This window comes from Pseudomonas sp. VE 267-6A, from assembly GCF_024126555.1.
Lineage (GTDB): Bacteria > Pseudomonadota > Gammaproteobacteria > Pseudomonadales > Pseudomonadaceae > Aquipseudomonas > Aquipseudomonas palmensis.
Window position 1 is genome coordinate 119,407 of record NZ_JAMYBY010000002.1, and the last position, 23,513, is coordinate 142,919.

Genomic DNA, 23,513 nt, shown 5'->3' on the forward strand with positions numbered 1-23,513 from the left:
ATATTGTATGAGCTTGAATCCAAGAGACGTCGTGATCGTCGACTTCGGTCGTACGCCGATGGGCCGCTCCAAGGGCGGCATGCACCGCAACACCCGCGCCGAAGACATGTCGGCGCACCTGATCAGCAAGCTGCTGGAGCGCAACGTCAAGGTCGACCCGAGTGAAGTCGAGGACGTGATCTGGGGCTGCGTGAACCAGACCCTGGAGCAGGGCTGGAACATCGCGCGCATGGCTTCGCTGATGACCCAGATCCCGCACACTGCGGCCGGCCAGACTGTCAGCCGCCTGTGCGGTTCGTCGATGAGCGCGCTGCACACGGCCGCCCAGGCGATCATGACCGGCAACGGCGATGTATTCGTGGTCGGCGGTGTCGAGCACATGGGCCACGTGAGCATGATGCACGGCGTGGACCCCAACCCGCACATGTCGCTGTATGCGGCCAAGGCCTCGGGCATGATGGGCCTGACCGCCGAGATGCTGGGCAAGATGCATGGCATCAGCCGTGAGCAGCAGGACGCCTTCGGTCTGCGTTCGCACCAGCTCGCCCACAAGGCGACGGTCGAAGGCAAGTTCAAGGACGAAATCATCCCGATGCAGGGCTATGACGAGAACGGCTTCCTCAAGGTCTTCGACTACGACGAAACCATTCGCCCGGACACTACCCTGGAAAGCCTGGCGGCTTTGAAGCCGGCGTTCAACCCCAAGGGCGGCACCGTGACAGCGGGTACCTCCTCGCAGATCACCGACGGCGCCTCGTGCATGATCGTGATGTCGGCCCAGCGTGCCCAGGACCTGGGCATCCAGCCGCTGGCGGTGATCCGCTCGATGGCGGTGGCCGGCGTGGACCCTGCGATCATGGGCTACGGCCCGGTGCCGGCAACCCAGAAAGCCCTCAAGCGTGCGGGCCTGAGCATTGCCGATATCGACTTCTTCGAGCTCAACGAAGCCTTCGCTGCACAGGCCCTGCCGGTGCTCAAGGATCTGAAAGTGCTCGACAAGATGGATGAGAAGGTTAACCTGCACGGCGGCGCAATCGCCCTGGGTCACCCTTTCGGTTGCTCCGGTGCGCGGATTTCCGGCACTCTGCTCAATGTCATGAAGCAGAATGGCGGTACCCTGGGTGTTTCGACCATGTGCGTCGGCCTTGGTCAGGGGATCACCACCGTCTTCGAACGCATCTAAGCGTTTCGTTGTCGGAAGCCGGGGCCTTGTGCCCCGGTTTTTTGCTTTTTGCAGATTTTTTTTCAAGAGGGTTGGCAGCATGCAGATACAACCAGGCGTATACCGGCATTACAAAGGGCCTGAGTATCGTGTATTCGGTGCGGCGCGCCATTCCGAGACCGAGGAGTGGGTGGTGTTCTACCAGGCCCTGTACGGCGATTTCGGCCTGTGGGTACGCCCGCTTTCGATGTTCACCGAGTCGGTCGAGGTTGACGGCGAGCACGTGCCGCGCTTTGCTTTGGTCGAGGCCGAACCCGAGCTGTTTTCGCGTGCCGATGCGCAAGTGGGCTAACCTTCGGCGCTTGACCTCACTCTGTTGCCACTATATATAGCGGTGCCACGTCAGGTACCTGCCGTGTTTTTATTTTCGTTATTCAGGAATTTTCCGATCCATGGGCAAATCGCTGGTCATTGTGGAATCCCCGGCTAAGGCCAAGACCATCAACAAGTACCTGGGCAACCAGTACGTGGTGAAGTCGAGTATCGGCCATATCCGAGACCTGCCCACCAGCGGTTCCGCCAGCAAGGAGCCTGCTGCCAAGCGCGGCAAGGCTGCTGCCGGCGAGGCACCCGCGCTGTCGCCGAAAGAAAAGGCGCGCAAGCAACTGGTGGCGCGCATGGGCGTCGACCCGGACCACGGCTGGAAGGCCAAGTACGAGATCCTTCCGGGCAAGGAAAAGGTCATCGAGGAGTTGCGCCGCCTGGCCAAGGATGCCGACACCATCTATCTCGCAACCGACTTGGATCGCGAGGGGGAAGCCATTGCCTGGCACCTGCGCGAAGCCATCGGTGGGGATGACAGCCGCTACAAGCGCGTGGTGTTCAACGAAATCACCAAGAAGGCCATCCAGGAGGCCTTCTCCCAGCCGGGCGAGCTGGACATCGACCGTGTCAATGCACAGCAGGCGCGTCGCTTCCTCGACCGCGTGGTGGGCTACATGGTCTCGCCACTGCTGTGGCAGAAGATCGCCCGTGGCCTGTCGGCCGGCCGGGTGCAGTCGGTGGCCGTGAAGCTGGTGGTGGAGCGCGAGCGCGAGATTCGCGCATTCATCCCCGAAGAGTACTGGGAAGTGCACGCCGACCTGGGTACTGCCAAGGACGCCAAGGTGCGCTTCGAGGTGGCTCGCCAGAACGGCGAGGCCTTCAAGCCGCTCAACGAAGCTCAGGCGATGGCCGCGCTGGAGAAGCTCAAGGCTTCCAGCTACACCATTGCCAAGCGTGAAGACCGCCCGACCAGCAGCAAGCCCTCGGCGCCGTTCATCACCTCGACCCTGCAGCAGGCGGCGAGCAATCGCCTCGGCTTCGGCGTGAAGAAGACCATGATGATGGCCCAGCGCCTGTACGAAGCCGGCTACATCACCTACATGCGTACCGACTCGACCAACCTGTCGGTCGATGCGGTGGAAATGGCGCGCAGCTACATCGAAAGCGAGTTCGGCAAGAAGTACCTGCCAGAAGCGCCGATCGTCTACGGCAGCAAGGAAGGCGCACAGGAAGCGCACGAAGCGATCCGACCTTCGGACGTGGCCACGCACCCGACCAAGCTCAGCGGCATGGAGCGTGATGCCGAGCGTCTGTACGAGCTGATCTGGCGCCAGTTCCTGGCCTGCCAGATGCCGCCGGCGCAGTACCTGTCGACCACCGTCAGCGTCACGGCGGGCGAGTTCGAGTTGCGTGCCAAGGGCCGTATCCTCAAGTTCGACGGTTACACCCGTGTGTTGCCGCAGCAGAGCAAGCCGGGCGACGACGATGTACTGCCGGAAATGAACCAGGGCGAAGTGCTCAAGCTCATCAAGCTCGACCCGAGCCAGCACTTCACCAAGCCGCCGGCACGTTTCTCGGAAGCGAGCCTGGTCAAGGAAATGGAAAAACGCGGTATCGGTCGCCCATCGACCTACGCGGCGATCATCTCCACCATCCAGGACCGTGGCTATGTGACCCTGCACAATCGCCGCTTCTACTCCGAGAAGATGGGCGACATCGTGACCGAGCGTCTGTCCGAGAGCTTTTCCAACCTGATGGACTACGGCTTCACCGCCGGCATGGAAGAGAACCTCGACGATGTGGCCCAGGGCGAGCGCGACTGGAAAAACGTGCTGGACGAGTTCTATGGCGACTTCAGCAAGAAGCTGCAACTGGCTGAAGATGCCGAAAAGGGCATGCGTGCCAACCAGCCGACCCCGACCAACATTGCCTGCAAGGAATGCGGCAGGCACATGATGATCCGCACAGCCTCCACGGGTGTGTTCCTCGGTTGCTCGGGCTACAGCCTGCCGCCCAAAGAGCGTTGCAAGGCCACCGTGAACCTGGTGCCAGGTGACGAGATTGCCGCCGACGACGAGGGCGAGTCCGAGTCGCGCGTGCTGTTGGGCAAGCACCGCTGCCCGATCTGCGCCACGGCGATGGACGCCTACCTGCTCGACGAGAAACACAAGCTGCACATCTGCGGCAACAACCCCGATTGCACGGGCTACGAGATCGAGGAAGGCAGCTACCGCATCAAGGGCTACGAGGGCCCGAGCCTTGAGTGTGACAAGTGCGGCAGCGAGATGCAGCTCAAGACCGGTCGTTTCGGCAAGTTCTTCGGCTGTACCAACCCGGAGTGCAAGAACACCCGCAAGCTGCTCAAGAGCGGCGAGGCGGCGCCGCCGAAGATGGACGCGGTGAAGATGCCCGAGCTCAAGTGCGAGAAGGTCAACGACACCTATGTGTTGCGTGACGGGGCTTCGGGCCTGTTCCTGGCCGCCAGCCAGTTCCCGAAGAACCGCGAGACCCGCGCCCCCCTGGTGATGGAGATCGTGCCGCACAAGGACGAGATCGATCCGAAGTATCACTTCCTCTGTGAAGCGCCGAAGAAGGACCCGGACGGTCGCCCTACGGTGATCCGCTACAGCCGCAAGACCAAGGAGCAGTATGTGCAGACCGAGGTCGACGGCAAGCCGACCGGCTGGCGAGCGTTCTATGACGGCAAGGCGTGGAAGGTGGAAGACAAGCGCTAAGCGATAGAATCGGCTACAAGAGGCTGCATCTGGTGATCCTGGACGCAGCCTTTTTTTTAGTCAGGTCAGCGAACGGTTGTGAGGTTCGATCGGGACGTTTCTCCGCCAGGGCTGTACACCATCGAGCAGAGGCAAGCAGATGAGTCAGGAAATGTTGGAAGCAGGGCCGCAGTCGGCCAGAATCCTGTCGGTGTTCGATTTCGATGGCACGCTGACCCGCCGTGACAGCTTTGTACCTTTTTTGAGGTTCGCTTTCGGCAACGGCTTTTTTGCTCGCCGCATGCTGCGGATGATCTGGCCAAGCCTGCGCTATATGGGGCGGCGGATCAGCCGCGATGAACTCAAGGCCCAGTTGATCCAGACGTTTCTTGCGGGTGTGAAAGAGCAATGGGTCGCGCAGAAGGCGGTGGCGTTCAAGTCGCAGGCGTGGACCCGGCTCATGCGCCCGCAGGGCGTGATTTCGGTGAAACAGGAACTGGCCTCTGGTGCCGAGGTGACGATCTGTTCGGCATCGCCGGCGCTGGTGCTCAAGCCCTTTGCCGAACAGTTGGGCATCAAGCTGATCGGCACCGAGCTGGAGGTGATCGATGGCGTGCTGACCGGCAGGATCAGTGGCGACAATTGCCGCTGCGAAGCCAAGGTTCTGCGCCTGGAGGCGGTTTACGGGGTGCTGACGCAGTACCGCATGCGCGCCTGGGGCGACACGCGGGGCGACCATGAGTTGCTGGCCGCGGCTCAGGACGCACACTGGCGGCACTTTCATCCCGCGTGGCAGCGTGGCCGCCTGCGCGTCGAAAAGATCTACGGCCCGGTCACCCCGGCCACGTCGAAAGAGTCGGCTGCAACCACGGTTGGCGGTTTGCCGCGCAACGATGACCGCAAGGGCGATTGAGCCTCACGCCTGCGGTGATTCAGCTTGCGCGCCTGCGATCCATCACAGAAACTGAGCCCCCGCCTCACACTCCCTCGGAGCGCGCCTCGATGGCCCAGGAACTCTATACCCGTACCAACCAGAAGATCTATTTCGCCGGTCTGGCCCTGGAGGCACTGGGCAAGGCGCAGGACAGTCGCGCCATGAACGCCCAGGCGCAGACCCAGGCCGAGCGGGAGTCTGCGCTGTTTCACCTGTATGGTGCGCTGTTGGGGCTGTGTCATGAGATCGGTGGCTATTATCGCTTGCCCCAGGCCGGCGCGCTGCGTGCCGAGCAACTGCTGAGCCGTGAAGTACTGGCGACCATCGCCATTCCCGAGCTGGCTGAACTGGTCGAACTCGCCGAGCAGCCTGAAACCTGGCTGGCGCAACTGCTCAGGGCTTATGCCGATTTGTTCCGACCACCTGTCGCGAGCAAGGCGCCCAAAGGTGATGTTACCCAACCGTTGATTCAGGCCGTGAGCCTGGATGAACCCGAGGCGCCAGCGCTGTCGCGCGAAGAACTGGAGAGCTGGCGGCAGAATCTCAAACGCCTCGTGGTGCGTTTTCGCGAAGGTCTGAGTGAGTGCTGATCCTGCCAGTGGCTGGTACAATGCCGGCCTTTCCTGGAGAACAGTCTTTTATGCCCACGTCCTTTCTAGAAATTGTAGAGTTGCCTGACGGTCGCATCGAGTTGCGCCGCGCCGAGGACGAGGGGTCGTTGGTAACCCTGGATTTTTCGGAAGATGCCAAGGCGTTCCTGCAGGGCCAACACGTCGAGGTGGCCAAGGCCATGCTCAGCGTTGGTGTGCAGATGGCCGGCAAGTTGGTTGAAGGCGAGATCGAACAGGAACATGCAGGCCCACGGGTTCTGCACTGACCATCAGTATCCGGCTTCCTCGTCCTGAGGAAGCCTGCTGCATACCCTTCGAGCGTTCAGCGAGTATCAGCCCAGGCGGATATTCAGGCTTTGTGCGTCACCCGCACGGGCAGCATTGGTCAGTTGCAGGCGGGCGCCGTTGTTGACCGGATTGAACCAGGTGACCACCGTATGGCTGCGCCCCAGGCGCAGGGCATCACAGGCCAGTTGCAGCGCACTCTGGTTGCCGCGAGGCTGCAGCAGCAGTATGCGTTCGCGGTTGAGCCCTGCGTCCCTCAGCCAGGCCTGGGTAAGGCTGCCGGGCGGGGCGATCAGGGTAAGCCAGCGGGCGTCATGCTCTTCACTCAGTTCGCTCAGGTCGCGTAGCACCGGTGCCAGCAGGCTTTGGCAGTGCTCCAGCGCGCCACGCAAGGACAGCTCGCTGAATGCCTGCGGCTTGTTGCTTTGCCGGGCGGGCTGCCTGGTTTTGACCCGCGGCAGTACCGGCTGGGCCAGGAATGCTTCGAACAAGGGCAACTGTGCTTGCTGTGGTACGTGGGGGAACTGCATGACGCCTCCTTATTAGCGGCGGATAACGCCGACGCTCAAGCCCTCGATGACCAGGTCCTGCTCTTTCAGGTTGACTTCGATAGGGGCGAATTCGGGGTTCTCGGCGATCAGCCAGACCTTGTTGCCTTCCCGTTTGAAGCGCTTGACCGTGACTTCGTCACCCAGGCGGGCTACGACGATCTGACCATTGCGCGCTTCGCGGCAGGTGTGTACGGCCAGCAGGTCGCCGTCGACGATGCCGACGTCCTTCATGCTCATGCCGTGCACACGCAGCAGGTAGTCGGCGCGGGGATGGAAGAAGGCCGGGTTGATGGCGCAGGATTCCTCGATGTGCTGCTGGGCGAGGATAGGGGCACCTGCGGCCACGCGGCCAATGATGGGCAGGGCGTTTTCATCGGGCTTGCTCTCGAGCCCCGGAATGCGGATGCCGCGCGAGGCACCAGGGGTCATCTCGATTGCACCCTTGCGGGCCAGTGCCTTCAGATGCTCTTCGGCGGCGTTGGGGGATTTGAACCCCAGTTCCTGGGCGATTTCCGCGCGGGTGGGCGGGAAGCCGTTGTCTTCGAGGCAGCGCTTGATGAAAGCCAGAATCTCAGCTTGGCGTGGCGTCAGTTTTAGCATGTCGATCGCTCTGTCTTTTTATACAGTGACTGGGATTATATACAGTGATAGCGGCAAGCTACAAGCGGCAAGCTCCAGGCGTGCCCGCAGCTGCCTGCCGCTTCCGGCTTGTGGCTTGTCGCTGCCTTCAATACCATGACCGGCCGGGCACAAAACGCCCGTGCGTACTTGACAGAACCCTGCCTTGAAACGTATGTTTCAAACAAGTGTTTGTCTCGCGGAGTAGTCATGGCCCAGTCGGAAACCGTTGAACGCATTCTCGATGCTGCCGAGCAGCTGTTCGCGGAAAAAGGTTTTGCCGAAACCTCATTGCGGCTGATCACCAGCAAGGCCGGCGTCAACCTGGCGGCGGTGAACTACCATTTCGGTTCGAAGAAGGCGCTGATCCAGGCGGTCTTCTCGCGTTTTCTAGGGCCGTTCTGCCAGAGCCTGGAGCGTGAGCTCGAGCGGCGCCAGGCGCGCCCCGAGCACAAGCCCAGCCTTGAAGAACTGCTGGAGATGCTGGTCGAGCAGGCGCTGGTGGTGCAGCCGCGCAGCGGCAATGACCTGTCGATCTTCATGCGCCTGCTGGGCCTGGCCTTCAGCCAGAGCCAGGGCCACCTGCGTCGTTACCTCGAAGACATGTACGGCAAGGTGTTCCGCCGCTACATGCTGCTGGTCAACGAGGCCGCGCCACAGATTCCTCCCCTTGAACTGTTCTGGCGCGTGCATTTCATGCTCGGCGCTGCAGCGTTCAGCATGTCGGGCATCAAGGCCCTGCGCGCGATTGCCGAGACCGATTTCGGGGTCAATACCTCGATCGAGCAGGTCATGCGCCTGATGGTGCCGTTCCTGGCCGCCGGCATGCGTGCCGACAGCGGGGTCACGGACGAGGCGATGGCGGCGGCGCAGTTGCGTCCGCGCAGCAAGACCAGCCACGCCCCGGTGCCGGCAAAGGCCTGATTCCCCGGCTGGGCGGCACAGCCGGCTTCGGCTAAGCTAGCGCCCATGCCTATTCTCGATTTGCTGCACATTTCCATCGCCGACCAGTGCCTTTATGGGTTCGCCCAGGGGCGACTGGCGGTGCGTCTTGCGGTGTCCACCGCACTCAATGGCCCGGGCGAGCACAACGGCTCCGGTTGTACACCGCGCGGGCTGCATCAGGTGCGTGCGAAGATCGGCGCGGGCTTGCCCCAGGGCGCGGTGCTGCGCGGGCGTCGCTGGACCGGCGAGGTCTGGACGCCCGACCTGCACGCGCAGTTCCCTGGGCGCGACTGGATTCTCTCGCGCATTCTCTGGCTCAGCGGTCGCGAGCCGGGGCGCAACCGCCTCGGGCCGGTGGATACGTTCCGCCGCTATATCTACCTGCACGGCACGCCCGACAGCGAACCCATGGGTGTGCCGTTGTCCCACGGCTGCATACGCCTGCGCAACGCCGACCTGGTAGCGCTGTTCGACCGGGTGCCTGTGCATTGCCCGGTACAGATCGAAGAAGCCGCCTGCCCCCAGTGGGCGAGCGCGCCCCTCAACTGAAGGATCATTTATGAGTACCCGCCTGCAAGGCTCCCTGATGGTCGACGTGGCCGGCACCTGGCTGACTGCCGAAGACCGCCACCTGCTGCGTCAGCCCGAAGTGGCCGGCCTGATCATCTTTGCCCGCAACATCGAATGCCCGCGCCAGGTGCGCGAACTGAGTGCGTCGATCCGTGCCGTGCGCCCGGACCTGATCCTGGCCGTGGACCAGGAGGGTGGTCGCGTACAGCGCCTGCGCCAGGGCTTCGTGCGCTTGCCCGCGATGCGTGCGATTGCCGACAACCCCAATGCCGAGCGCCTGGCCGAACACTGCGGCTGGCTGATGGCAACCGAAGTGCTGGCGGTAGGGCTCGACTTGAGCTTTGCCCCGGTGCTGGACCTTGACCACCAGCGCAGCGCGGTGGTTGGCAGTCGCGCCTTCGAGGGTGACCCGCAGCGCGCCACCTTGCTTGCCGGTGCCTTCATTCGCGGCATGAACGCGGCGGGCATGGCGGCCTGCGGCAAGCACTTCCCGGGGCATGGCTGGGCCGAGGCGGATTCGCATGTGGCGATACCCACCGACGAGCGCAGCCTGGAGCAGATCCGCGCAGCCGACCTGGTGCCGTTCACACGCCTGAGCGGGCAGCTGGCGGCAGTGATGCCGGCGCACGTGATCTATCCACAGGTCGATAACCAGCCGGCCGGCTTCTCGCGGCGCTGGCTGCAGGAGATTCTGCGTGGCGAGCTGGCCTTTGACGGGGTGATCTTCAGCGATGACCTGTCGATGGCCGGTGCGCATGTGGTGGGGGATGCCGCCAGCCGTATCGAGGCGGCGCTGAGTGCCGGTTGCGACATGGGCCTGGTGTGCAATGATCGGGCGGCTGCCGAGCTTGCGTTGTCGGCGGCGCAGCGGTTGAGGGTGAGGCCGTCGCCGCGGATCGCGCAGATGCGCGGGCAGGGTTTTGCGCGTACCGACTACCGCCAGCAGCCCCGCTGGCTGGAGGCACTTGGCGCGCTGAAGGATGCGCAACTGATCGACTGAGGTCCTGCGCCGGCAAGGCCGGCTCCTGCAGGTGCTGCGATACCTGTAGGAGCCGGCCTTGCCGGCGAAAGGCTCAACTGGATTTTGCGGCCTGCCGCTTCCCGGGCAACGGCGCAAACAGCGCATCAATGTCTTCATCCGCCAGCTTCCAGTCCCCCGCCTGACGCCCCTCCAGCAAGCCTGCAGCCAGCGCTGCCTTCTCCTGTTGCAACTTCTGGATCTTCTCTTCCACCGTGCCCCGTGTAATCAGCTTGTAGACGAACACCGGCTTGTCCTGGCCGATGCGGTAGGCGCGGTCGGTGGCCTGGTTTTCGGTGGCCGGGTTCCACCACGGGTCATAGTGGATCACCGTGTCGGCCGCGGTGAGGTTGAGGCCGGTGCCGCCCGCTTTGAGGCTGATCAGAAACAGTGGCGTCTGCAGGCTCTGGAACTGCTGCACCGGGGTGCGCCGGTCGCGGGTTTCACCGGTCAGCAGGCTGTAGCGGACGCCACGCTTGTGCAGCTCCTGCTCGATCAGTTCGAGCATCGAGGTGAACTGCGAGAACAGCAGGATGCGTCGCCCTTCGCTGAGCAGTTCGTCGAGCATCTGCATCAGGCTGCCCAGCTTGCCCTTGTCCGAATGGGTGGTTCTTGGCGCAATGCTTTTGACCAGGCGCAGATCGCAGCACACCTGACGCAGCTTGAGCAACGCATCCAGAATCACGATCTGGCTGCGTGCCGCGCCGTTGCGGGTGATTTCCTCGCGGACCTTCCTGTCCATCGCCACCCGCACCGTTTCGTAGGTGTCGCGCTGCGCGTCGCTCAGCTCCACCCAATGCACGATCTCGGTCTTGGCCGGCAGTTCGCGGGCCACCTGTTCCTTGGTGCGGCGCAGCAGGAATGGCTTGATGCGCGCGGCAAGATGCGCCATGCGCTCGACGTCGCCATGGCGTTCGACAGGGGTGCGGTAATCGCGGCTGAAGGCCTTGCTGTCGCCCAGCCAGCCGGGTAGCAGGAAGTGGAAGATCGACCACAGTTCGCCCAGGTTGTTTTCCATCGGTGTGCCGGTCAGGCACAGGCGCTGGTTGGCCTGGATCTCGCGCGCCGCTTCGGCAGCCTTGCTGTTGGCGTTCTTGATGTTCTGCGCTTCATCCAGAATCAGCAGGTGCCAGGGCTGCGCGGTGAAGTGAGCCAGGTCGCGGGGCAGCAGGGCGTAGGTGGTCAGTACCAGGTCGTACTGGTCAAGGTCGGCGAAGTGTCGGGTGCGGCCGGGGCCATGCAGGGCCAGCACGCGCAGCTGCGGGGTGAAGTGCTGCGCTTCGTCGAGCCAGTTGGGGATCAGGCTGGTCGGCATCACGGCCAGGGCAGGGCGCTGCAGGCGCCCCGCGTTCTTTTCGGTGAGCAGGTGCGCCAGGGTCTGCAGGGTCTTGCCCAGGCCCATGTCGTCGCCCAGGATCCCGCCGACCTCCAGTTCGCGCAGGGTCTGCAACCAGTTCAGGCCTTCGAGCTGGTAGGGTCGCAGCGTGGCGTTCAGGCCCTCGGGGGCGGCGATGTCGGTACGCCTGGACTCGCGCAGGCGGCGGGCAAAGTCGCGTACCCGGTCGCCGCCGCGCCAGGTCAGCGCCATGTCGTCGATGCTGCTCAGGCGCGCGGCATCCGGCGCTGCCAGGCGCAGCGAAGGCCCGCTGTCATTGCCCAGGTACAGCTCGCCCAGGGTGGCCATCAGCGGCTTGATGCGTGCGTAGGGCAAGGCCACGCGCAGCGCCGGGCTGTCATGGCGGGCGCGGTTCAGGTCGATCAGCAGGTACTCGTCGTCGCTGCGCCGGGCCAGTTCGCTGGGGCGCAGCAGTTCGGGGTTGCTGCGCAGCAGGTGCAGCACGATCGGCAGCAGGCTGTGGCGCTGGCCGTTGACCACGATGCCCAGCTCCAGGTCGAACCATTCGCGCCCCGGCGCTTCCTCGACATCGGCGTACCAGTCGTCGATGTCATGCAGGTTGAAGGCGAAGTCGGGCCTCACTTCCACCTCCCAGCCGGCTGCACGCAGGGTATCGATGCCGGTGCGGGCGAACTGCAGCCAGGCCTGGTCGTCGGCCATCTGCAGCATTTCGCCGGCGCTGTCGGGCAATGCCTTGCTCTGGCGCGTGGCAACGCTGAAGCCCATTTTCTTCAAGGTCTGGCGCAGCGCCTTTTCGGCGTCTGGCTGACGCTGGATACGCTGGCGGACGTTGCCGTCGATACGGATGACTTCGTTGCTGCTCTTGTCGCTGGTGCGCTGCCCGTCATAGGTGAACGCCAGTGCCGCACGGTGTTGCAACTGGCGCTGCATCTTGCCGGTCTTGGGCATGTAGGCGGTGAATTCGTAGCTGCCCAGGGTGAGGTGCGCAACAGCCGGTACATTTTCGATGACCTGGTTCTGGTAGGTCGCCGTGGCTGGAGGCGGCGGAAAGTCGTTGGCCGTCAGCCGCTCCGTCAGGGTGTACAGCGCCGCTGCGCAATGCTTGCAGTTCTGGCGGACAGGGCAGCTGCAGGTGGCGATCAGGAGGGGGTGAACGTCGCCTTCGATCAGCAGGGTCTGCCGGTAGAGGTTGCCGCCGGACCCGTGGCACAGGGTGGTCGCGCCCTTGTCGTCAACCGAAACGAGCCTGACGCGCTTGTTGTCTGCATAGTCAAGCCCTCGGGTGAGGGTCTTGGGGCCGAATTGTTCGCGCCAGAGCTTGCTCTTGAGCGCGCGCTGCAGTGTGGTCGACATGGCTCTACTGTTCCATCATCTCCGCTTCAGCAGGAGAGGTGGTGCGTGTGCCGGCGGCGATCACTTTGAACAGGACCGCCAGGTGCCCGCCATCGAGGAAGGTCAGTTCGTTGTTCTTCACCGTGCTGTTGACCTGCCTGAGCTGTTCGCTCTGGATCACGCTGCCATTGCCATCGAGCTGGTTGACCCAGAAGTTGGCCTGCACTTCGATGAAACGGCCCTGCCTGAGGCTGACATTGCCTTCGACCGGGAAGTGGCCGAACTGCTCCTGGCCCTCGCTGATGGCAACCCGCGACGGTTCGCTGCCTACCTGCTGCTGCCAGGCCTTGTGCAGCAGCACGGTGTAGTTGCTGTCGGCGGCCAGCTTTTCGGCCTGTGCGGTCAGCACCGGCTTGCGCACGTCGTAGTCGCTGGGGGCCTTGGCGCCCTGGCGCCAGTCTTCCGGGGCGAACTGGCTGGTGATCGCGGGCACCGCATTCTGGCGCAGCAGGAACATCTCGACCTGGTACTGGCTGTCGGCAAAGGCGGCCGGCGCAATCAGCGCCAGCAGCAGGGTCAAGCTACGAATTGCACGCATGGATCATCCTTCAAGCGGGTTTCGGGGCGAGTCGTTCGAACAGCGCCTCCACTGTAGTAAAGCGTTCATCGGCGCGTTCCATGGGCACCATGAACTTGAACATCGTCGCGCCTTCGAACTTGTAGCGCTTGGGCTGGCCCTGGATCAGCTTGATCAGCACCAGCGGGTCGACCGGGGTCTCGGCCTCGAATTCCACCCGTCCGCCTTGCGGGCCGGCGTCGACCTTCTTGATGCCCAGCTTCTCGGCCTGCAGCTTGAGCAGGGTCAGGCGCACCAGGTTCTTGGTCGGCTCGGGCAGCAGCCCGAAACGGTCGATCATCTCCACCTGCAGATCCTTCAGGCCATCTTCGTCCACCGCCGAGGCGATGCGCTTGTACAGGATCAGGCGCGCATGCACGTCGGGCAGGTAGTCCTCGGGGATCAGTGCCGGTACGCGCAGGTTGATCTCCGGGCCGCCGCCCAGGGGCTGGTCGAGGTTGGGCTGGGTGCCCTTGCGAATCGCCTTGACGGCGCGTTCGAGCATTTCCATGTAGAGGGTGAAGCCCACCGCCTGGATCTGCCCGCTCTGGCCTTCGCCCAGCAGTTCGCCGGCGCCGCGGATCTCCAGGTCGTTGGTGGCCAGCACGAAGCCTGCGCCCAGGTCCTGGGTATTGGCGATGGCCTCCAGGCGCTTTTCGGCGTCGGGGGTGATCTGCTGGCGTGGGGGCGTCAGCAGGTAGGCATAGGCCTGGTGGTGGCTGCGCCCCACACGGCCGCGCAACTGGTGCAACTGGGCCAGGCCGAACTTGTCGGCACGCTCGATGATGATGGTGTTGGCGCTGGGCACGTCGATGCCGGTCTCGATGATGGTCGAGGCGATCAGCACGTTGAAGCGCTTGTGGTAGAAGTCGCTCATCACCTGTTCGAGTTCGCGTTCGCGCATCTGCCCGTGGCCGATACCGATGCGCGCCTCGGGTACCAGTTCGGCGAGGTCGGCGGCGCACTTCTCGATGCTCTTCACGTCGTTGTGCAGGTAGTACACCTGGCCGCCACGCAGCAGTTCGCGCAGCAGCGCCTCCTTGATGGTGCTCTTGTTCTGCTCCATCACGAAGGTGCGCACCGACAGCCGGCGTGCCGGCGGGGTGGCGATGATCGACAGATCGCGCATGCCCGCCACCGCCATGTTCAGCGTGCGCGGGATCGGCGTGGCGGTCAGGGTCAGGATGTCGACTTCGCTGCGCAGCGCCTTGAGCTGCTCTTTCTGGCGCACGCCGAACCGGTGTTCCTCGTCGATGATGACCAGGCCCAGGTCCTTGAACTTGACGTCGTCCTGCAGCAGCTTGTGGGTACCGATGACGATGTCGATCTTGCCTTCGGCGAGGTCCGCCACGGCGGCACCGACTTCCTTGGCCGACTTGAAGCGGCTCATCACTTCGACGGTTACCGGCCAGTCGGCAAAGCGGTCGCGGAAACTGTTGTAGTGCTGCTGGGCGAGCAGGGTGGTGGGCACCAGGATCGCTACCTGGCGCCCGCCGTGCACGGCGATGAAGGCGGCACGCATGGCCACTTCGGTCTTGCCGAAGCCGACATCGCCGCACACCAGGCGGTCCATCGGCTTGGCGGCGAGCATGTCCTCGCGTACCGCTTCGATGGCCGACTGCTGGTCCGGGGTTTCCTCGAACGGGAAGCCGGCACTGAAGGTGGCGTAGTCCACCGACGGGTCGGCAAACGCATAGCCCTTGCGCGCGGCGCGCCGGGCATAGATGTCGAGCAGCTCGGCAGCCACGTCGCGCACTTGTTCGGCCGCCTTGCGCTTGGCCTTCTGCCAGGTCTCGGAGCCCAGACGGTGCAGCGGTGCCAGCGCATCGTCGCTGCCGGTGTAGCGCGCGATCAGGTGCAGGTTGGCCACCGGCACGTACAGCTTGGCGCCTTCGGCGTATTCAAGGGTGAGAAACTCGGCGGCCTGGCCGTCGATCTCCAGTGTCGCCAGGCCCAGGTAGCGGCCCACGCCATGGTCGATATGCACCACCGGGGCGCCTTCGCGCAGCTCGGTAAGGTTCTTGATCACCGCGTCGTTGTTGACGTCGCTGCGCTTTTCGCGGCGCCGACGCTGCATCACGCGCTGGCCGAACAGCGGGCTCTCGGCAACCAGAGCCAGGGCCGGATCGTCCAGCAGCAGGCCGTCGTCCAGTGGTGCGATGGTGATTGCCAGGCGCTGCTTGCTGGCGACGAACTCGTGCCAGCCATCGACGGTTTGCGGGCGCAGTTTCAGGCGTTCGAGCAGTTCCAGCAGCACTTCGCGGCGCCCGGCCGATTCGGCGGTGAACAGCACGCGGCCGGGGAATTGCTCGAGAAACCCCGACAGCGCCGCCAGGGGCTGGTTGGCCTTGGCTTCGATGGCGAGGTTGGGCAGCGTCTGCGCGGCAAAGCGCTCGCGGCCGGGGCCGGCGTCGATGTCGTCCTGGCTGACCACCACCCGTGGCCAGCCCTTGAGCCGGGCGAAGCAGTCTTCCACCGGCATGAACAGCTCGGCAGGCGGCAGCAGAGGGCGGTTAGGGTCGATGCGCCGCTCTTCATAGCGGTTGCGTACATCGCTCCAGAAGTGCTCGGCGGCCTGTTCCACGCCGGGCAGGGAGAACACCTGGGTGTTTTCCGGCAAGTAGTCGAACAGGGTCGAGGTTTCCTCGAAAAACAGCGGCAGGTAGTACTCGATGCCGGCCGGCACGATACCGCTGCTCAGGTCCTGGAAGATCGGGCTGCGGCGAAAATCCACGTCGAAGCGTTCGCGAAAGCGCGCTTTGAAGCGGGTGACTTCGTCTTTTTGCAGCGGGAACTCGCGGGCCGGCAGCAGGCGTACCGAGTCGACCTTGTCGATCGAGCGCTGGCTCTCCGGGTCGAAGGTGCGCAGGGTCTCGATCTCGTCATCGAACAGGTCGATGCGGTACGGCAGCTTGCTGCCCATCGGGAACAGGTCGATCAGGGCACCGCGCACGGCGAACTCGCCATGCTCGTACACGGTGTCGACGCAGCGGTAGCCGCTGGCCTCCAGGCGCGTGCGCATCTGTTCCACATCCAGCTTCTGGCCGATGTCCAGCACCAGGCTGCTGCCCAGCAGAAAGCGCGTGGGCGCCAGGCGGTGCAGTGCGGTGGTGATCGGCACCACGAGGATGCCGTGGTCCAGCTCCGGCAACCGGTACAGGCTGGCGATCCGCTGCGAAATGATGTCCTGGTGCGGCGAGAACAGGTCGTAGGGCAGGGTTTCCCAGTCGGGGAACGGCAGCACGGCCAGTTCCGGGGCGAAGAAACGCAGCTCCTGCTCCAGCCGGTCGGCGCTCTGGCTGTCGGCGGTCAGCAGCAGGGTGAAGCGCTTCGCGGCGCTGGCGGCCTCGGCGATGGCCAGGCTCAGGGCGGCACCGGGCAGGTTGCCCCAGGTGTGTTTGCCGGCACTGGCCGGCAGGTGAGGTAGACGCAGAACAGGCACGGGAGGTCGAGCTCCAAGCGTTGCGACAAAACGCCGATTGTACCGGGCGCGGGGCATTGCTGTCAGGTTTCAGCCGCCTGAATGTGGGGCCCGGATCATGCCGTGCGGCGCCGGCGACAGGCGCTCATTGCTCGAAGCGACGCGGGGCGTCATAATGTAGCCCCTTTTTTCTGTCCCTACATGTGGAAGGTTCCCGTGACTCAGAAGCCCGACCAGTGTCTTGGTGAGTGGATCGATCGTGAAGCGCTTGCAGAAGCGATGATCCCGCTTATCGGTCAGCTCTACCGCAATAACAATGTGGTGAGCTCGATCTATGGCCGTAGCCTGATCAACCGTTCGGTGATCGCGATCCTCAAAGCCCACCGCTTTGCCCGTCATCGCCAGACCGACGAAACCGAACTGTCTGTCCACGAGACATTCCCGCTGCTCAAGGCCATGAGCGAGCTCAAGCTGGGCGCCGCTTCGGTCGACCTGGGCAAGCTGGCCAACAAGTTCAAGCAAGAAGGCAACGGCCGCAGCGCCGAGCAGTTCGTGCGTGAAGAAATGGCCGACGTGGTTGGCCAGCAGAACGCCTCCGCACGCAAGGGCACCGACGTGGTCCTGTACGGCTTCGGTCGTATCGGCCGTCTGCTGGCGCGTATCCTGATCGAGAAGACCGGTGGTGGCGACGGCCTGCGCCTGCGTGCCATCGTTGTGCGCAAGGGCGCCGAGAACGACCTGATCAAGCGCGCCAGCCTGCTGCGTCGCGACTCGGTGCACGGTCCGTTCGATGGCACCATCACCATCGACGAAGAAAACAACACCATCACCGCCAACGGCAACCTGATCCAGGTTATCTACGCGAAGAACCCGAGCGAAGTCGACTATACCCAGTACGGTATCGAGAACGCCCTGGTGGTCGACAACACCGGCGTCTGGCGCGATGCCGACGGCCTGGGCCAGCACCTGGCCTGCCCGGGTGCCGCACGCGTTATCCTCACCGCACCGGGCAAGGGCGCGCTGAAGAACATCGTGCACGGCATCAACCACGCCGACATCAGCCCTGACGACAAGATCATCTCGGCGGCTTCCTGCACCACCAACGCCATCGTGCCGGTGCTCAAGGCAGTCAACGACAAGTTCGGCATCGTCAACGGTCACGTCGAAACCGTTCACTCGTACACCAACGACCAGAACCTGATCGACAACTTCCACAAGGGCAGCCGCCGTGGTCGTTCCGCTGCGCTGAACATGGTCATCACCGAGACCGGCGCCGCCACTGCCGCCGCCAAGGCGCTGCCAGTGCTCAAGGGCAAGCTGACCGGTAACGCGATCCGCGTTCCGACGCCGAACGTCTCGATGGCGATCCTGAACCTGAACCTGGAAAAGGCCACCAGCCGCGACGAGATCAACGAGTACCTGCGCCAGATGGCCATGCACTCGGACCTGCACAAGCAGATCGACTTCGTCAGCTCGCAGGAAGTGGTTTCCAGCGACTTCGTCGGCTCGCGTCACGCCGGTGTGGTCGATGCCGAGGCCACCATCTGCAACGACAACCGCGTTGTACTGTACGTTTGGTACGACAACGAGTTCGGTTACAGCTGCCAGGTAGTGCGCGTGATGGAAGACATGGCCGGGGTCAACCCGCCAGCGTTCCCACGCTAAGCATCACGTTGCGTTGAAAGAACGGGAGCCTGCGGGTTCCCGTTTTTTTTGGCTTCAGAAAAGGAGGCGTCGTGTGAAAAAGGGATGGGCTGCGCTGCCTGCCCTGGTGGCATTGCTGGCCGGTTGCGAGCACAGGGATTCGATCGAGCGCATCAGTGGCCCGACCATGGGCAGCAGCTACACCGTGCAGTACGTGCGCAAGGCCGGCGGCCCGACGCCTGGGCAGGCGCAGCAGGAGGTCGAGGCGATCCTGCAGGGCATCGACCAGCGCTTCTCCACCTACCGCAGCGATTCACTGGTGGGGCAGTTCAACCAGTTGCCCGCCAACCGCTGCCAGGCGATGCCGGCCGACGTGCTGCAGCTTGTGCGGGTAGGTGAGCAGCTCTCGCGCCAGAGTGACGGGGCCTTCGATCTCACGGTGGAGCCGCTGCTCGACCTGTGGGGCTTCGGGCCCCAGGCGCGTGAAGAGAAGGTGCCCGATGCCCGGCGGCTGGCGCAGGTGCGCGAGCGGGTGGGGTATACCCACTTGCGTATCGAAGGCCAGCAACTGTGCAAGGACGCTGGCGTCGAGGTCGACTTCAACAGCATCGCCGCCGGGCATGCGGTCGACCTGATCGTGGCACGGATGCAAGCCCTGGGGGTCGAAAGCTTTCTGGTGGAAGCTACCGGTGAGCTCAAGGCAATGGGGCGCAAGCCAGATGGCAGTGCCTGGCGCATTGCACTCGAACTGCCGCGCGACGATCTGCAGATAGCCCAGCAGGTGTTGCCGCTGGAGGGGTACGGGGTGTCCACGTCGGGTGACTACCGCAATTATTTCGAGGAGAATGGCCAGCGTTATTCGCATACCTTCGATGCGCGCCTGGGCACCCCGGTGGCCCATGCGTTGGCGGCGGTGACGGTGCTGGCGCCCACTGCGCTGATGGCTGACGGGTACTCGACCCTGTTGCTGATCCTGGGCCCGGAGCAGGGTTGGCGCTTCGCGCTCGAGCATCGGATTGCGGCAGTGTTCGTGAATCGGGTCGAGGGTGGGTTCGTTTCCCGGGCCACGCCAGCATTCAACAGCATTGCGGGGAAATGAAAGGCTTCGCCAGCAAGGCGGCCTACATGTAGTGCAGAGAAAAATAGCCTACGACGCGACCAAGGGTTAATGTGCGCGGCGTTCAAGCTTGATTAGACTGCACCCGAATTTTTGCATGGCGCCGATGGCGGCATGATGTAGCCCCGGAGGTCAATCTGGCGTCCGGGCCTGTTCTGAAGGAGTACGCATGGCTGTCTACAACTACGACGTAGTGGTGCTGGGTTCCGGCCCGGCAGGAGAAGGGGCGGCAATGAACGCCGCCAAAGCAGGACGCAAGGTAGCGATGGTCGATAGCCGTCGCCAGGTCGGCGGTAACTGCACCCATCTGGGCACCATCCCGTCCAAGGCCCTGCGTCACTCGGTGCGCCAGATCATGCAGTTCAACACCAACCCGATGTTCCGGGCCATCGGTGAGCCGCGCTGGTTCTCCTTCCCCGACGTGCTCAAAAGCGCCGAGAAGGTCATCTCCAAGCAGGTCGCCTCGCGCACTGGCTACTACGCCCGCAACCGCGTTGACGTGTTCTTCGGCACCGGCAGCTTCGCCGACGAGCAGACCATCGAAGTGGTCTGCGCCAACGGTGTGGTCGAGAAGCTGGTAGCCAAGCACATCATCATCGCCACCGGCTCGCGCCCGTATCGCCCGGCCGATATCGATTTCCATCACCCGCGCATCTACGATAGCGACACCATCCTGAGCCTGGGTCACACCCCGCGCAAACTGATCGTGTACGGCGCCGGCGTCATCGGCTGCGAGTACGCCTCGATCTTCAGCGGCCTGGGTGTGCTGGTGGAACTGGTGGACAACCGCGGCCAGCTGCTGAGCTTCCTGGACTCGGAAATCTCCCAGGCCCTGAGCTATCACTTCAGCAACAACAACATCACCGTGCGCCACAACGAAGAGTACGAACGCGTCGAAGGCCTGGACAACGGTGTGATCCTGCACCTGAAGTCGGGCAAGAAGATCAAGGCCGACGCCTTGCTGTGGTGCAACGGGCGTACCGGCAACACCGACCGCCTTGGCCTGGAAAACATCGGCGTGAAGGTCAACAGCCGTGGCCAGATCGAAGTGGACGAGGCCTACCGCACCTGCGTGCCGAACATCTATGGCGCCGGTGACGTGATCGGCTGGCCAAGCCTGGCCAGTGCCGCCCACGACCAGGGCCGCTCGGCCGCCGGCAGCATCGTCGACAATGGCAGCTGGCGCTTCGTCAACGACGTGCCGACCGGCATCTACACCATTCCGGAGATCAGCTCGATCGGCAAGAACGAGCAGGAGCTGACACAGGCCAAGGTGCCGTACGAAGTGGGCAAGGCGTTCTTCAAGGGCATGGCCCGGGCGCAGATCGCCGGCGAGCCGCAAGGCATGCTCAAGATCCTGTTCCACCGCGAGACGCTGCAGATCCTCGGCGTGCACTGCTTCGGCTACCAGGCCTCGGAGATCGTGCACATCGGTCAGGCGATCATGGGTCAGCCGGGCGAGCAGAACACGCTGAAGTACTTCGTCAACACCACCTTCAACTACCCGACCATGGCCGAAGCCTATCGGGTTGCCGCCTACGACGGTCTCAACCGGCTTTTTTGAGCGGCTCCGGCCGGTGGCCTGAGCCGGCCGGGGAGACCGATTTCAGCGATTCTCGAGGGTGGCGCTGGCCAAACCGGGAAAGTCTGTAATCAGGCTGTCTACGCCGAAGTCGGCGAGTCGGAGCATCAGCGCCGGCTCGTTGACTGTCCACACCGACACATGCAACCCCTGACGCTGGGCCTTGGCCAGGCGCTCGGGGGTGCAGTGCGTCCAGTTCAGCGCCAGCAGTTCGCAACCGTAGTTCTGCGCGACCTTCAACGGGTCGAGCCAGGTGTATTCCGCGACCAGCCCGCGGGACACGTCCGGGGTCAGCTCCAGGGCGGCGCCCAGCACCTCCCGCGAGCTTGAGGTGATGGTGACCTTGTCCAGCAGGCCGAAGCGCTGGGCCATTTCGCGAATCGCCAGCACCGTGGTGGCAGCGCGGGTGCGCGAGGCACTCTTGACCTCCAGCTGCCAGTGGTCGAAATCACATTTCTCGAACAGCTCTTCCAGGCGTGGGATCGGGCAGCGGTTGACCCAGCCCGGGCCGCCCTTGCGCGCATCGTAGGTCACCAGGTCGGCGGCGCTGTGCTCCACCACCTTGCCGCCACGGCCGGTGGTGCGCTTGAGGCTGGGGTCATGAATGACCATCAGCTCGTTGTCGGAGGACAGGTGCAGGTCCAGCTCGCAACGGCGAACGCCGTGGCTCAGGCATTGCTGGAAACTGGTCAGGGTATTCTCGGGGGCTTCGCCCTTGGCGCCGCGGTGGCCGTAAATCAGGGTCACGTTCGTTCCTTCAAGCAAGACGGAAAATCAGGAGGCAGGCGGGGTGTTCTGTTCCAGTGCCTGGCGGCGTTGCAGTGCCTGTTTCTGCAGGATATAGCGCGCCAGCAACTGGCGCTGGGCGTCGGTCATCTCGACGAATTCGGCGCCGATGTCGAACAGGCCATCAGCGGCCTTGTCGCAGTGGGTCACCTTGGCCCGCAGCAGCAGGCCCAGGGCCTGGGGCATCAGCACCATCTTCACCGAGACGCGGCTGCCGGCGGTGATGGCCTGGGCCTGGTGCACCTCGACGCCACCTTCGGAGAGAGTCACCGGGCGCGCCTCGCCGATCTGCCCCAGCAGGGTTTGCGCAACCACGGCGCTGAGCAGGTCGATGCGTTTGTTCTGGGCCTTGAGAAAGGCTGCCAGGGTGCGGTCCTTGTCACTGAGCTGGCGCAGCAGGTGCTGGGACTCGAACTCGCTCAGGTGCAGTTCGCTGAGCAGGTTGAAGAGTGGTGAAGCATCTTGCAACAACTCGCCGCCCAAGGCCTCGGCGGCGCTCAGAGGGGTAATTTCCAGTGCGATCCTGTCCTCGATACGGTAGTATTCGCGGCGATCTTCTTCATCTAATGTCGACATGGCGAACCCATGGTAGCGGCGGTGGTCTGAGTGTAAAGCTGCTATTCAAGCCCCGCCACAAGGACGTTCCTCTTTCCTCCGAACAAGCCCCGACATGTTCAGACCTCTTTTCGTATTTATCGGTACGCGTTACACCCGTGCCAAACGTCGCAATCACTTCGTCTCGTTCATTTCGCTGACCTCGATGATCGGCCTCGCCCTGGGCGTGGTGGTGATGATCGTGGTGCTGTCGGTGATGAATGGCTTCGATCATGAAATGCGTACCCGCGTATTGGGCATGGTGCCCCATGCCACCCTCGAGACCGGACAGCCGATCAGCGACTGGCCAGCCCTTGCCGATACAGTAAAGCAGAACCCGGCGGTGCTGGCGGTGGCGCCGTTCACCCAGATGCAGGGCCTGCTGACCCATGACGGCAAGGTACAGAAGGTGCTGCTCAACGGTATTGACCCGGCGCAAGAGCGCAAGGTGTCGATCATCGACGACTTCGTGCGCGAGGGTAAGCTCGACGCGCTGGCGCCGGGCAGCTTCGGCATCATGATCGGCGACAAGGCCGCAGCCAAGCTGGGCGTGGGCATCGGCGACAAGCTGACCTTCGTCGCCCCAGAGGTCACCGTGACCCCGGCCGGCATGTTCCCGCGCATGAAGCGCTTCACCGTGGTCGGCATCTTCCACGTGGGCGCCGGCGAGATCGACGGCTACCTGGGCCTGACCAACCTGTCGGACCTGTCGCGCCTGCACCGCTGGAAGGCCGACCAGGTGCAGGGCCTGCGCCTGAAGTTCGACGACCTGTTCCAGGCACCCCGCGAGGCCTGGAACATCGCCCAGAAGCTGGGCGAGCACGAGTTCTACGCCCGTGACTGGACCCGCAGCCACGGCAACCTGTACCAGGCCATCCGCATGGAAAAAGCCATGATCGGCCTGCTGTTGCTGCTGATTGTCGCGGTGGCGGCGTTCAACATCATTTCCACCCTGGTGATGGTGGTCAACGACAAGAAGGGCGACATCGCCATCCTGCGCACGCTGGGCTCCACGCCGGGTCAGATCATGGCCATCTTCATGGTGCAGGGCACCGTGATCGGCGTGGTCGGCACCCTGATCGGCGCCGTGGTCGGCATCGCCGCCGCGCTCAACGTGAGTGCAGCGATTGCCGGCCTCGAGCGGTTGATGGGGCACAAGTTCCTCAACGCCGACGTGTACTTCATCGACTACCTGCCGTCCCAGGTCATGGCCGAAGACGTGTGGATGGTCTGCGGTGCGGCGCTGGTCCTGAGTTTCCTCGCCACCCTGTATCCGGCCTGGCGTGCGGCGCGCACCCAGCCTGCGGAGGCGCTACGTTATGAGTGAGTTGG

General features: G+C 63.8%; 20 protein-coding genes. 13 read left to right on the forward strand and 7 right to left on the reverse strand.

From position 1 onward, the window contains the following. The first annotated feature begins 7 nt into the window (after nucleotides 1-7). The 6 genes from fadA (at nucleotide 8) to NJH59_RS02365 (ending at nucleotide 6,011) form a co-directional block, all read left to right on the forward strand. Nucleotides 8-1,183 (forward strand): acetyl-CoA C-acyltransferase FadA, encoded by a 1,176-nt coding sequence (gene fadA, locus NJH59_RS02340; RefSeq protein WP_043864569.1) that lies wholly within the window; start codon nucleotides 8-10, stop codon nucleotides 1,181-1,183. A gap of 79 nt (nucleotides 1,184-1,262) precedes the next feature. Next, nucleotides 1,263-1,514, forward strand: coding sequence for a DUF1653 domain-containing protein (locus tag NJH59_RS02345; RefSeq protein ID WP_054916193.1), 252 nt, complete (start codon nucleotides 1,263-1,265; stop codon nucleotides 1,512-1,514). Nucleotides 1,515-1,614: 100 nt separating this feature from the next. Beyond that, entirely contained in the window at nucleotides 1,615-4,221 is a 2,607-nt protein-coding gene (gene topA, locus NJH59_RS02350) for a type I DNA topoisomerase (RefSeq protein ID WP_043864567.1), read from the forward strand. A gap of 139 nt (nucleotides 4,222-4,360) precedes the next feature. Continuing rightward, on the forward strand, nucleotides 4,361-5,113 hold the full coding sequence (locus NJH59_RS02355) for an HAD-IB family hydrolase (protein WP_253086295.1): 753 nt from the start codon (nucleotides 4,361-4,363) through the stop codon (nucleotides 5,111-5,113). A gap of 89 nt (nucleotides 5,114-5,202) precedes the next feature. Next, on the forward strand, nucleotides 5,203-5,724 hold the full coding sequence (locus tag NJH59_RS02360; protein WP_054916191.1) for a DUF6586 family protein: 522 nt from the start codon (nucleotides 5,203-5,205) through the stop codon (nucleotides 5,722-5,724). Between the two features lie 50 nt (nucleotides 5,725-5,774). Further along, nucleotides 5,775-6,011, forward strand: coding sequence for a hypothetical protein (locus NJH59_RS02365; RefSeq protein ID WP_043864565.1), 237 nt, complete (start codon nucleotides 5,775-5,777; stop codon nucleotides 6,009-6,011). A 66-nt stretch (nucleotides 6,012-6,077) separates the two neighbouring features. Here the strand turns inward: NJH59_RS02365 and sulA are convergent, their stop codons facing one another. After that, the gene (gene sulA, locus NJH59_RS02370) at nucleotides 6,078-6,560 is read right to left on the reverse strand and encodes an SOS-induced cell division inhibitor SulA (protein ID WP_253086296.1); all 483 of its coding nucleotides are present in this window, start codon (nucleotides 6,558-6,560) and stop codon (nucleotides 6,078-6,080) included. 12 nt (nucleotides 6,561-6,572) lie between these two features. Further along, a complete protein-coding gene (gene lexA, locus NJH59_RS02375; protein WP_043864563.1) occupies nucleotides 6,573-7,181 on the reverse strand; it encodes a transcriptional repressor LexA in 609 nt (202 codons plus the stop codon). A 228-nt stretch (nucleotides 7,182-7,409) separates the two neighbouring features. Here lexA and NJH59_RS02380 point away from each other — a divergent pair, with 228 nt between their 5' ends. The 3 genes from NJH59_RS02380 to nagZ are packed head-to-tail and all read left to right on the forward strand — an operon-like array spanning nucleotide 7,410 to nucleotide 9,714. Then, nucleotides 7,410-8,123: a TetR/AcrR family transcriptional regulator gene (locus NJH59_RS02380; RefSeq protein ID WP_043864562.1), complete on the forward strand. Its 714-nt coding sequence runs from the start codon at nucleotides 7,410-7,412 to the stop codon at nucleotides 8,121-8,123. Between the two features lie 45 nt (nucleotides 8,124-8,168). Continuing rightward, the gene (locus NJH59_RS02385; protein WP_177333000.1) at nucleotides 8,169-8,693 is read left to right on the forward strand and encodes a L,D-transpeptidase; all 525 of its coding nucleotides are present in this window, start codon (nucleotides 8,169-8,171) and stop codon (nucleotides 8,691-8,693) included. 22 nt (nucleotides 8,694-8,715) lie between these two features. Further along, entirely contained in the window at nucleotides 8,716-9,714 is a 999-nt protein-coding gene (gene nagZ, locus NJH59_RS02390; RefSeq protein ID WP_253086399.1) for a beta-N-acetylhexosaminidase, read from the forward strand. Between the two features lie 73 nt (nucleotides 9,715-9,787). Here nagZ and NJH59_RS02395 read toward each other — a convergent pair whose 3' ends face one another. The 3 genes from NJH59_RS02395 to mfd are packed head-to-tail and all read right to left on the reverse strand — an operon-like array spanning nucleotide 9,788 to nucleotide 16,479. Continuing rightward, on the reverse strand, nucleotides 9,788-12,442 hold the full coding sequence (locus tag NJH59_RS02395) for a DEAD/DEAH box helicase (RefSeq protein WP_253086297.1): 2,655 nt from the start codon (nucleotides 12,440-12,442) through the stop codon (nucleotides 9,788-9,790). A gap of 4 nt (nucleotides 12,443-12,446) precedes the next feature. Beyond that, nucleotides 12,447-13,019: a CsiV family protein gene (locus NJH59_RS02400; RefSeq protein ID WP_043864559.1), complete on the reverse strand. Its 573-nt coding sequence runs from the start codon at nucleotides 13,017-13,019 to the stop codon at nucleotides 12,447-12,449. Nucleotides 13,020-13,029: 10 nt separating this feature from the next. Continuing rightward, a complete protein-coding gene (gene mfd / locus NJH59_RS02405; protein WP_043864558.1) occupies nucleotides 13,030-16,479 on the reverse strand; it encodes a transcription-repair coupling factor in 3,450 nt (1,149 codons plus the stop codon). Nucleotides 16,480-16,659: 180 nt separating this feature from the next. On the opposite strand from mfd, the gene NJH59_RS02410 reads away from it, so the two are divergent. From NJH59_RS02410 to sthA, 3 genes are all read left to right on the forward strand, one after another. After that, nucleotides 16,660-18,123: a glyceraldehyde-3-phosphate dehydrogenase gene (locus NJH59_RS02410; protein WP_043864557.1), complete on the forward strand. Its 1,464-nt coding sequence runs from the start codon at nucleotides 16,660-16,662 to the stop codon at nucleotides 18,121-18,123. A gap of 166 nt (nucleotides 18,124-18,289) precedes the next feature. After that, nucleotides 18,290-19,201: an FAD:protein FMN transferase gene (locus tag NJH59_RS02415; protein WP_253086400.1), complete on the forward strand. Its 912-nt coding sequence runs from the start codon at nucleotides 18,290-18,292 to the stop codon at nucleotides 19,199-19,201. Between the two features lie 187 nt (nucleotides 19,202-19,388). After that, a complete protein-coding gene (gene sthA, locus NJH59_RS02420; RefSeq protein WP_043864555.1) occupies nucleotides 19,389-20,783 on the forward strand; it encodes a Si-specific NAD(P)(+) transhydrogenase in 1,395 nt (464 codons plus the stop codon). A gap of 42 nt (nucleotides 20,784-20,825) precedes the next feature. On the opposite strand, the gene NJH59_RS02425 is transcribed toward sthA, so the two are convergent. Beyond that, the gene (locus NJH59_RS02425) at nucleotides 20,826-21,548 is read right to left on the reverse strand and encodes a glycerophosphodiester phosphodiesterase (protein ID WP_253086298.1); all 723 of its coding nucleotides are present in this window, start codon (nucleotides 21,546-21,548) and stop codon (nucleotides 20,826-20,828) included. Between the two features lie 27 nt (nucleotides 21,549-21,575). Further along, nucleotides 21,576-22,163: a PilZ domain-containing protein gene (locus NJH59_RS02430; protein WP_043864553.1), complete on the reverse strand. Its 588-nt coding sequence runs from the start codon at nucleotides 22,161-22,163 to the stop codon at nucleotides 21,576-21,578. A gap of 94 nt (nucleotides 22,164-22,257) precedes the next feature. Between NJH59_RS02430 and NJH59_RS02435 the strand changes: the two genes are divergently transcribed. Then, entirely contained in the window at nucleotides 22,258-23,508 is a 1,251-nt protein-coding gene (locus NJH59_RS02435) for a lipoprotein-releasing ABC transporter permease subunit (protein ID WP_054916186.1), read from the forward strand. Nucleotides 23,509-23,513 lie beyond the last annotated feature (5 nt).